Source organism: Ruegeria sp. CJ2, from assembly GCF_056536745.1.
Window position 1 is genome coordinate 1 of record NZ_JBQFQF010000026.1, and the last position, 8,165, is coordinate 8,165.

Sequence of the window (8,165 nt, forward strand, 5' to 3'; positions counted from 1 at the left end):
CCAGGGCTCCGATGTTTGAGGTCTCCACCCTGTCAGGCTGCACTACCGTTCCGCGGCAACTGGGACATTTCTACTTTGCAGACCCAGTGACATTTCTACTTGGTTGCAACAGTTAAATCACAAGGGTGGATTCACAAACGAAGTGCAAATTCTGTATCAAAACGGATATTTGCATGGGATCCGTATACACGCAACTGAGCATCGAAGAGCGTCGTAGAATTGAGCGCTGGAGGCATGCAAAGGTCCCTGCCGCTGAGATGGCGCGTGTCCTGAAGAGCCCCAAACGGACAGAGCCAGCCACAAAACAACCCCCTTCCCCACCAGACAAAGCCACCAATGGCAGCAATCCAGACCAGCAGCGAAAATGGGTCGTACAGCAGAAACGCAAAAGACCCTTCGTCGACGGCCGCCCGTATCACCGCCAAAGGTGTGACAATGGATAGTTGCCCTTGTCCCCACCAACCGACAAATCCGGTCATTCCCGCCAGCACCATTAACCGGATCGGTGTAAAGGTTCGCAGCCCTGCCAAACGGTTTTGCTTCAAGGCCAAGACTGCGATCAACCCAACGAAGATCAGGCTTAGACCAATAAGGTCCTCTTTGCGGGCAATTAGTGCTTCTAACCAGGGCGGAGTGGGACGAACTATCTCGGGTCTTTCAAAGAACCGTTCCGGGGTCTTGTGGGTGACGGAAAACGCAGCCTCACCGATTTGAGGCATGATCGACCGGCTCTCGCGGATCGCCAGCAACTCGAGCTTCCAATCTTCGGTCGGATCGAAACCCAACCTCCGGTCGACACGCAGGATCATCCCCTTTCCAGCCGGTGCGTCCGCATGGGGAACAAGCGTGATATCGGCGTCTTTCACTGAGACAGGAAACCCACCTTGAGACATTTTCAACAGATCGGGCGCACCGCTAGGTACAAACCCGTCGCCGACCAACCCGTGGCGTCCTGCTTCGATGACAAGTAGAAGTTCATCGTTTTCGAATAGTTCAGAGAGCCGTGCCAATTCAGACTGCGTGATCTGGGACAAAGCTGCCCTTGCTATGGCGGGTGGACTGATATCGACGATCCAGAGATCAATAAACAAGGCATCAAGCGCTGCCTCTGCCTGGCTATCGTTCTCGGCCCAGATCGTTCCCGCAAATGCCTCTTGCAATTGTCCATTTGTTACTTGGAATCGCTGGACAATCCCTTGCTCCACCAATTGAGCCCAACTCAACACGTCGTCGGTTTCAACGGCAACTGGGGGCGGTCCCAGGCGAACACCCTGCATCTTTTCCCGCGCCACTGACATCGCCGCACCCATAAGGCTTTCATGGGCAATCCGAACCGAGGCTGTAGCCCGTGCAATCCCGTGGAGCTTCACTTGCCCCGGCGCTGTCCCTTGATCGTCAAACGGCGCCCCGACAACCATTGGAGTGGTAATCGAACGGCCCTTATATTGTTCGAAATACTTGTGGAATGCCGCTTCTCCGAGACCCGATTTGAAAATTGGTTCGCTATGATCAAGCAGGCGCACATCCAGGATGTTCGTTTCCAAGTCCAACGTCACCAACATATTGATCGGCGCGCCGGAAAAGCCTGGAATCGGAGCCAGCGGAAAGGTCTCAAAGATGTACCCCGCATCCACACCCGCTGTATTGACGATTGTATAAACACCTTTGTCGTTCACTGGTTGACCCAGCTTGTAAGGTGGTATCACCAAAGCGGATAGCTCCGACCGTTTCATCGGTTCGGCATTGAGACCGAAAGCGGGCATCAGAACAGAAGCAATTAGAAGAACAAACAGGAATCGCCGCATACGAGGATCGTATAGGGCTGACTCAATACTGAGAACCGCGAGGTGTTTGGCTATTGCTCGAACCTATACCAGACCGGCTGATCTGGTCTGGTGGGTGCCGCCATACGGCGATCGGTTACTTGCGGTAGATAAAATCCTGGTCAGTGGTTCCGGGCAATGCGTTCAGTACTTCTCGGACTCGATCATGTACAGGCGACTTTTTGCACACGGGGTCTGTTGCTTCGGCATCATGGGCCAAAGCCATGGCCTGACACCGGCAGCCTCCGAAGTCTATTTCCTTACGGTCACAACTCTGACAGGGCTCGGGCATCCAGTCAGTGCCTCGGTACGCATTAAAGGCGGTGCTGTTGTACCAAATATCGGACAAATGTTCATCCCGCACGTTTGCAAACTTCAGATGGGTGATCGTTTGTGCGGCATGGCAAGGTAAAACGGTTCCATTTGGTGTGACATTCAAACCGGTCGATCCCCAGCCGCCCATACAGGCCTTGGGATAGTCCGAGTAGTAATCCGGCGGTACGAAATCAAAGGCAAGAACCCCTCTTAGCCGGCGACTGGCCTCGGCGACGGTTTCCTTAACAGCCTGTGTTTGTTCTCGTGTCGGCAGCAAGGCGGCGCGGTTGGACAGAGCCCAGCCGTGAAATTGGACACACGCAACTTCAAGCCGCCGGGCGCCAAGCTCAACCGCCATTTCGATGGTGCGGTCCAGATCATCCAGATTCTGTCGGTGCATGACCGCATTCAGTGTTAGCGGGATGCCGCGCGCACCGATCTCTTTGGCGATGGCCATTTTGCGCTCAAAGCCTCCGCGATAGCCGCCAATCCGGTCCGCCAACTCTTGGTTGGTGCCTTGAAGGGACAATTGAATATGGTCCAGCCCGGCCGCCTCAAGCCGATCCAACCGCTTGGGCGTCAGTCCAATGCCAGACGTGATCAGATTGGTGTAGAGCCCGATGCGGGCGGCCTGGGCTGTGAGTTCTTCAAGATCGCGGCGTGACGCGGGCTCGCCCCCAGACAGGTGCAGTTGCAGAACGCCGAGATCGAAGGCCTGTTGGAACACATCCACCCAGGTCTGGGTGTCCAGCTCGGTCTCTTTGCGCTCAAGCTCGACCGGGTTGCTGCAATAGGGGCAGCTGAGTGGGCAGCGGTGGGTGAGTTCTGCCAACAGCGCGATGGGCGGCGGGGCGGTCATGTCTGCACCAACACATAGAGACGGCTGCGCAGGGCCTGCAGAAACCGTTGAACATCGGTTTCGACCTGATCGGCGGGTGCGCCGTACGTAGTGGCAAGATCAGTGACGATCTGGCCAAACGAGGTCTGGCCATCGACCCGTGACAGGATGGCAACGCCGATATCGTCCAGCTCGATCACCTTTTCCGGAGCCTGCAGGACCATGCGGTCGCGCACCGCGTCACGCTGAACCCGCACACCGCGCGGCAGATAGGGACGGTCGGTCTGGTGCAGCTCAAGCGTCATAGCAGGCCCTCCCCCGGTTTCCACGCACCGGGCGGGATCAGACCCGGCTCCACATATCCCGACCAGAGCGCATCCAACTGCGCCCACAGCACGTTGGTTTTGAAGATCAGCGCTTCGCATGCCATGTCCTCTTTCTCCGCTGTGTCGGCATGGTCCAGAACCCAGTTCAGGCCGAATGCCACGTCCTTAGGCGCTTGGGTCAGGCGTTTTTGGAAATAGGACAGGCTGTCAGGATTGGCAAAATCGTAATGCTGCAACAAGCCCTCTATCCGCTGTTCGTGGATTTTCGGGGCAAACAACTCGGTCAGAGAAGACGCGACCGCCTGCAGCAGGGGCCTTTCACGCACGTAGTGCACATAGGCGTCGACGGCGAATTGGGTCGCTGGAAGGATACCGCGGCCCGAGGCGACATAGTCGGGGTCCAGCCCCACGGCCTCGGCCAGTTTCAGCCAGCGCCGGATGCCACCGCCCTCGGTCACGCCGCCATCGTGGTCTTCTATGCGGGATCGCCACTCACGCCGGATATCGGGATCGGTGCAGCGCGACATAAAGGCGGCATCCTTCATCGGGATCGCCGCTTGGTAGGCCCAGCGATTGATCACCCAAGCGCGCACCTGATCGGGGGTGCACTGACCACTGTGCAGCCGGTGATGAAACGGGTGTTTGTCGTGATAGCGCTCCGCCCCGATCTGGCGCAGGCGGGCCTCAAGGGTGTCGCGGCTCATATCGAGATCTCCTGCCCGTCATAGGCGATGGTCCAGCCTGCGGTTTCCACAAAGGCGCGCTCAGAGCTGTCAGGTTGCAAAACAGGGTTGGTGTTGTTGATGTGGATAAAGGTTTTGGCCGCGCGGATGTCTTTCAGCCGCGCGATCGATCCCTCGGGTCCGCTGATCGAGATATGCCCCATGCGCTGCCCGGTTTTCACGCCGGTTCCGGTGCGGATCATCTCATCATCGTCCCAAAGCGTGCCGTCAAAAAACAGCTGGTCGGCATCTGCAATCCGGGCAAGCAGATCGTCGGTCACCTGCGCGCAGCCAGGGACGTAATAGGCGGTCTTGTCTGCGGTGGTCAGCCGGACGCCGACGGTCTGTTCGCCCAGCAGATCGGTCTGGACGCTGTCGCCCTCCATGAACAGGGGCACCTTGCCAGGAACCGCAAAGAGCTGCGCCCGCAACCCTTCCTGAAGCTTGAATTCATCGCCGAGGGCAATCTGTCGACGGCCCACTTTCTCGCGATTGACCGCATCGAATATCCGGTTGTCGGACAGAACATCCAGAATATCGCCCGTGGCAAACAGGGTAAACGGGGTCTGTTCACGCAGGCTGAGCAGCCCGGCGATATGGTCGATGTCCCCGTTGGTCAGCAGGACAGAGGTCACAGGCGTGTCGCGCAGTGCGCGCGGGTGCATTTTGGGGGTGTCCAGCATTTGCTGGCGTATATCGGGCGAGGCGTTCAGGATGCTCCAGTTCAGGCCATCCGGGGAAACTGCCAAAGAGGATTGGCCGGAGGGCGGGATTTTCCCCTTACGGGCGTCCTCGCAATTCCGGCAACCACAGTTCCATTGTGGCAAACCGCCACCTGCAGAAGCCCCAAGAACTAGAAAGTGCACTTTGGGCCTCCGCTGAGTTTACGTGATCAGAACAGGTCGCGCTCGTGCTCGCGGCCTTCATCCTCGGACGGAGAATACATGTTTATCTCCATGCCGCAATTCACTTCCTTCAGCTTCGGTGTACTCCAGGTCATAGTATCCTCCCGGTGATTGACTGGCGTTGTTTGAAACCTACAACCGGCGTGATTTTCAGAAAATGCTGCTTTGGTCGTAAGGATGGAATGCAATGTTGAGGGTCGGGATGGCTGCGTCAATAGTCTTGGGGTCGTAGATGCGGGACTTAGGACTTTCGTCGAATGTCACGGCTGCGGGGGGAAATATACTCTCACGCTCATGCGCGCGATCCTGCTACTTGTGTTTTTGCTTCTCAGCTGCCTTTCGGTTCGGGCAGAGCCTCTCCCGCGTGAGCAGATCGAAACCTATATCCGCGCCCCGTTTTCACTAGGCAATGCGCTGAACGATGACGGCGTTTACAGTCTGCTTAATTCCGGCGGCAGTGAGGCTGGATATGTATTTGAATCCGAGCCTTTAGCCCCCTTGCCAGGGTTTTCGGGCGCACCAATCAACATGCTGGTGGTGCTGGACCTTGAGGGTCGCTTTCTGGACGTCCAACTGATCGAACACAATGAGCCGATCTTTGTCTCGGGTCTGGGTGAGGCCCCGTTTCACAAGTTCTTTGAACAATACGGCGGGCTATCAATTTCGGATTCGATTGTGGTGGGAACGCCCTATGGCGATGCGGCGGCGGGTTCACAGCTTGTTTATCTGGATGGCGTCACCAAAGCGACAGCCAGCGTGCGTATTGCCCACGAATCCGTTATGGGAGCTGCGCTGGCAGTGGCCCGTGAAAAGATGCAGGGTCTGGCGACCGGGCCGCCCGCCTTTCCCGACCCCGAGTACCGAGAGGATTTGACCTGGCAGGATCTGGTCGATCAGGGAATCGCCACGCGCAAGACCTACACCAACGCGCAGGTCGACGCCCTGTTCGCAGGCACCTTGTGGGCGGATGACGACCCAGAAGCGCAGGAATTTCCGGATGAACCATACTTGGACATCTGGGTCGTCGATCTGGGCCCTACCTCCATCGCCCGCGCCGCGCTTGCCGAGGACAGTTTCGATGACCTCCAGAGTTTTCTGGAAATTTCGGACAATGATGAACCGATCCTGGTGATTGAAACCGCGCGCCACGGTCTGGTCAGCGAAGAATTCGTGCGCAATACAGCACCTGACTGGCTGTCGGCGGAACAGGACGGCTTTCCGGTTGCCCTGCGCGATGCCGATCTGTTCGTAGAGCTGGCCGACGGTCTGCCTGACGGCACCGCCATGATTCTGCGTACGGACCGCAGGTTGGGCTTTGACCCCTCACGCGATTGGGTTCTGAAGGTGCTGGCAGTGCGCGAACACGGCATGTTCCAGCCCGAAACGGGGTCGGTCACTCTGGACGTGCCCCATGTCACGCCCGAGCGGTTCTTTGCTCGCCCAGTTCAGATCGCGCCGGTCCCGCCGTGGCTTGAGGCACTGCGCAACCGTCAGGGCGACATGATCGTTCTAGGGGTTTTCCTGACCGGCCTCGTTGTCACGCTTACCTTTCGCATGAATGCACTGGCGGCACAGCCTTTGTTTACCCCGATCCGCCTGGGCATGCTGGCCGTTGTTATCGGTTTTGTCGGATGGTGGGGACAGGGGCAGCTTTCCATCGTCACCGTTCTTGGAACACTCAGAACAGCAATCGAAGGCGGCAGTTTCGCATTCCTGCTGTATGACCCGTTTTCCCTGCTGATCTGGGCAGTGTCCATCGCCGGTTTCATCGCATGGGGCCGAGGGCTGTTCTGCGGATGGCTCTGTCCTTTCGGCGCGTTGCAGGAATTCGCGCACCACCTGGGCAAAACCCTCCGCCTGCCGCAGATTGAACCGTCCGAAGCCTGGGACAGGCGTCTGAAATGGTTGAAATACGTCATCCTCGCGGGCCTTGTAGGTGTTGTTCTTATCGCCCCCGATCAGGTGGACAAGGCCGCCGAGATCGAGCCTTTCAAGACTGCGGTCACCACCTTCTTTGTGCGGGAATGGTATTACGTGGCCTATGCGGTGGGATGGCTTTTTCTGGGCATGGTGCTGTTCAAGGGGTTTTGCCGCTATGTCTGCCCGCTTGGGGCTTTCATGGCGATTGGAGGCTTGGTACGCGGTCGGGATTGGATCGACCGGCGTGCGGAATGCGGCTCTCCCTGCCAATTGTGCAAGGTCAAATGCAAATACGGAGCCATCACCAAAAGTGGGCGTATCCAATATGACGAATGCTTTCAATGCCTTGACTGCGTTGCGATCCATGACGACAACACGAAATGCGTGCCTCTGATTGTCGCTGCCCGACGCCGAGACAGAGAGGTCGCCGCCGAATGATAAACCGTCGCCGCTTCCTTGCCATCTCTGCTGCTGCGCTGACCACCCCGGCGGTTGCTCAGCCCACAAAATGGTACGGCTACGCTTTGGGCGCGGAGGTCAGCTTAACCTTTGACGCTCCTCCCGAGGTTGCCGAACCCGCCATTGCCCGCGTCCGAGCCCAGCTTGGACGCTGCGAGGCACTGTTCAGCCTCTACCGCCCGGAATCCGATTTGTCTCGGTTGAACCGTTTTGGTCACCTGAAGGCACCAGCGCCCGAAATGCTTAGGTTGCTGCGGGCCTGCGATCGCGCATACCGGCAGACTGACGGGCGTTTTGACCCGACCGTTCAACCCATATGGCAGGCAGCGGCACAGAATGGAGATCTCGAAGCTGCACGCAAAACTCTTGGTTGGGACCGCGTTCGGATTTCACCTGATCATATTGCTTTGGATTCAGGTCAGGCGTTGACGCTGAATGGTATCGCACAGGGCTATGCCACAGATTTGGTCACAGAAGTGCTGCGTCAGGCGGGTTGGAGGAAGGTGCTGGTCAATATCGGTGAGTACTATGCTGCAGGGCGCAACTGGACCCTTGGCGTTTCCGATCCTCAACATGGCATCGTTCAAACACGGACGCTCAAGGATCAGGCGATTGCCACCTCCAGTCCGGGCGCGTTGCGTTTGGGGAACAATCAGTTTCACGTCATCAATCCCAAAACCGCACAACCGCCCCGATGGTCAACGGTCAGCGTGCAGGCTGCGGACGCTACATCGGCGGATTCGTTTTCAACGGCGCTGTGCCATGCAGACGCGTATGAAATTCAAACGATCCTCGACCGAACAACCAAGAACATCACGGTAATATGTGTTCACCAGGACGGGTCTGTCCGGACCTTT

Annotated in this window: 7 protein-coding genes and 2 pseudogenes; 3 read left to right on the plus strand and 6 right to left on the minus strand. The window is 57.7% G+C overall.

Annotated features, from left to right (window positions below; genetic code table 11):
- Positions 1 to 173 precede the first annotated feature (173 nt).
- Positions 174 to 290, plus strand: a pseudogene (locus ACR0MS_RS20260) (helix-turn-helix domain-containing protein); the annotation flags it as partial.
- 21 nt (positions 291 to 311) lie between these two features.
- Here the strand turns inward: ACR0MS_RS20260 and ACR0MS_RS20265 are convergent.
- The 6 genes and pseudogenes from ACR0MS_RS20265 to pqqA all read right to left on the minus strand — a co-directional run.
- A pseudogene (locus tag ACR0MS_RS20265) lies at positions 312 to 1,805 on the minus strand (4Fe-4S binding protein); the annotation flags it as partial.
- Positions 1,806 to 1,920: 115 nt separating this feature from the next.
- On the minus strand, positions 1,921 to 2,997 hold the full coding sequence (gene pqqE, locus ACR0MS_RS20270; protein ID WP_480578085.1) for a pyrroloquinoline quinone biosynthesis protein PqqE: 1,077 nt from the start codon (positions 2,995 to 2,997) through the stop codon (positions 1,921 to 1,923).
- Positions 2,994 to 3,281, minus strand: a complete 288-nt coding sequence (gene pqqD / locus ACR0MS_RS20275; protein WP_480578088.1) for a pyrroloquinoline quinone biosynthesis peptide chaperone PqqD — start codon at positions 3,279 to 3,281, stop codon at positions 2,994 to 2,996. Before pqqD ends, pqqE begins: the two co-directional genes overlap by 4 nt.
- A complete protein-coding gene (gene pqqC / locus ACR0MS_RS20280; RefSeq protein ID WP_480578091.1) occupies positions 3,278 to 4,006 on the minus strand; it encodes a pyrroloquinoline-quinone synthase PqqC in 729 nt (242 codons plus the stop codon). The genes pqqD and pqqC overlap by 4 nt, the downstream gene beginning before the upstream one ends.
- Positions 4,003 to 4,890: a pyrroloquinoline quinone biosynthesis protein PqqB gene (pqqB, locus tag ACR0MS_RS20285; protein WP_480578094.1), complete on the minus strand. Its 888-nt coding sequence runs from the start codon at positions 4,888 to 4,890 to the stop codon at positions 4,003 to 4,005. The genes pqqC and pqqB overlap by 4 nt, the downstream gene beginning before the upstream one ends.
- A gap of 26 nt (positions 4,891 to 4,916) precedes the next feature.
- On the minus strand, positions 4,917 to 5,024 hold the full coding sequence (gene pqqA, locus ACR0MS_RS20290) for a pyrroloquinoline quinone precursor peptide PqqA (protein ID WP_170537497.1): 108 nt from the start codon (positions 5,022 to 5,024) through the stop codon (positions 4,917 to 4,919).
- Positions 5,025 to 5,223: 199 nt separating this feature from the next.
- Between pqqA and ACR0MS_RS20295 the strand changes: the two genes are divergently transcribed.
- Complete coding sequence (locus ACR0MS_RS20295) at positions 5,224 to 7,287, plus strand: 4Fe-4S binding protein (protein ID WP_480578097.1); 2,064 nt, start codon at positions 5,224 to 5,226, stop codon at positions 7,285 to 7,287.
- The coding region (locus ACR0MS_RS20300; RefSeq protein WP_480579051.1) for an FAD:protein FMN transferase at positions 7,284 to 8,165 on the plus strand (882 nt) is incomplete at its 3' end. The genes ACR0MS_RS20295 and ACR0MS_RS20300, both read left to right, overlap by 4 nt.